The organism is Macrococcus equipercicus (assembly GCF_004359525.2).
GTDB classification, from domain to species: Bacteria; Bacillota; Bacilli; order Staphylococcales; family Staphylococcaceae; genus Macrococcus; species Macrococcus equipercicus.
In genome coordinates this window covers 1-1749 of record NZ_SCWC02000026.1, presented here as the reverse complement: position 1 = coordinate 1749, position 1749 = coordinate 1, and the positions used below count along the sequence as shown (strand labels likewise).

The window sequence follows — 1749 nt, the reverse complement described above, 5'->3', positions numbered from 1 at the left end:
ATGAACATTCAAAACTGAATACAATATGTCAGACGTTAATCCCTAAGGGATATCAAGTATCCCTTTTCCGTATAATCCTTAGAAAGGAGGTGATCCAGCCGCACCTTCCGATACGGCTACCTTGTTACGACTTCACCCCAATCATCTGTCCCACCTTCGACGGCTAGCTCCTAAAAGGTTACTCCACCGGCTTCGGGTGTTACAAACTCTCGTGGTGTGACGGGCGGTGTGTACAAGACCCGGGAACGTATTCACCGTAGCATGCTGATCTACGATTACTAGCGATTCCAGCTTCATGTAGTCGAGTTGCAGACTACAATCCGAACTGAGAATGGTTTTATGGGATTGGCTTGACCTCGCGGTTTTGCTGCCCTTTGTACCATCCATTGTAGCACGTGTGTAGCCCAAATCATAAGGGGCATGATGATTTGACGTCATCCCCACCTTCCTCCGGTTTGTCACCGGCAGTCTCTCTAGAGTGCCCAACTGAATGATGGCAACTAAAGATAAGGGTTGCGCTCGTTGCGGGACTTAACCCAACATCTCACGACACGAGCTGACGACAACCATGCACCACCTGTCACTCTGTCCCCCGAAGGGGAACGCTCTGTCTCCAGAGTTGTCAGAGGATGTCAAGATTTGGTAAGGTTCTTCGCGTTGCTTCGAATTAAACCACATGCTCCACCGCTTGTGCGGGTCCCCGTCAATTCCTTTGAGTTTCAGTCTTGCGACCGTACTCCCCAGGCGGAGTGCTTAATGCGTTAGCTGCAGCACTGAGGGGCGGAAACCCCCCAACACTTAGCACTCATCGTTTACGGCGTGGACTACCAGGGTATCTAATCCTGTTTGATCCCCACGCTTTCGCACCTCAGCGTCAGTTACAGACCAGAGAGCCGCCTTCGCCACTGGTGTTCCTCCATATCTCTGCGCATTTCACCGCTACACATGGAATTCCACTCTCCTCTTCTGCACTCAAGTCTCCCAGTTTCCAATGACCCTCCCCGGTTGAGCCGGGGGCTTTCACATCAGACTTAAGAGACCGCCTACGCGCGCTTTACGCCCAATAATTCCGGATAACGCTTGCCACCTACGTATTACCGCGGCTGCTGGCACGTAGTTAGCCGTGGCTTTCTGGTAAGGTACCGTCAAGGTACGTTCAGTTACTAACGTACTTGTTCTTCCCTTACAACAGAGTTTTACGATCCGAAAACCTTCTTCACTCACGCGGCGTTGCTCCGTCAGACTTTCGTCCATTGCGGAAGATTCCCTACTGCTGCCTCCCGTAGGAGTCTGGGCCGTGTCTCAGTCCCAGTGTGGCCGATCACCCTCTCAGGTCGGCTACGCATCGTCGCCTTGGTGAGCCGTTACCTCACCAACTAGCTAATGCGCCGCGGGTCCATCTATAAGTGACAGCAGAACCGTCTTTCACTGTTTCACCATGAGGTGAAACATATTATCCGGTATTAGCTCCGGTTTCCCGAAGTTATCCCAGTCTTATAGGTAGGTTACCCACGTGTTACTCACCCGTCCGCCGCTGACTTCAAGGAGTGCAAGCACTCCTGTCTGTCCGCTCGACTTGCATGTATTAGGCACGCCGCCAGCGTTCATCCTGAGCCAGGATCAAACTCTCCATAATAGTTTGTCTGATAAAAGCTCGTTGACTGCTTAAGCCAGTCACTCTGAAAGTACTAAAGTACTCAAATTATTGGAATTAACGTTGACATATTGTCATTCAGTTTTCAATGTTCA

General features: G+C 50.9%; 1 rRNA gene. It reads right to left on the bottom strand.

Annotated elements, in window-relative coordinates:
* Positions 1 to 82 precede the first annotated feature (82 nt).
* Positions 83 to 1636, bottom strand: a 16S ribosomal RNA gene (locus ERX35_RS11260).
* Positions 1637 to 1749: the final 113 nt, after the last annotated feature.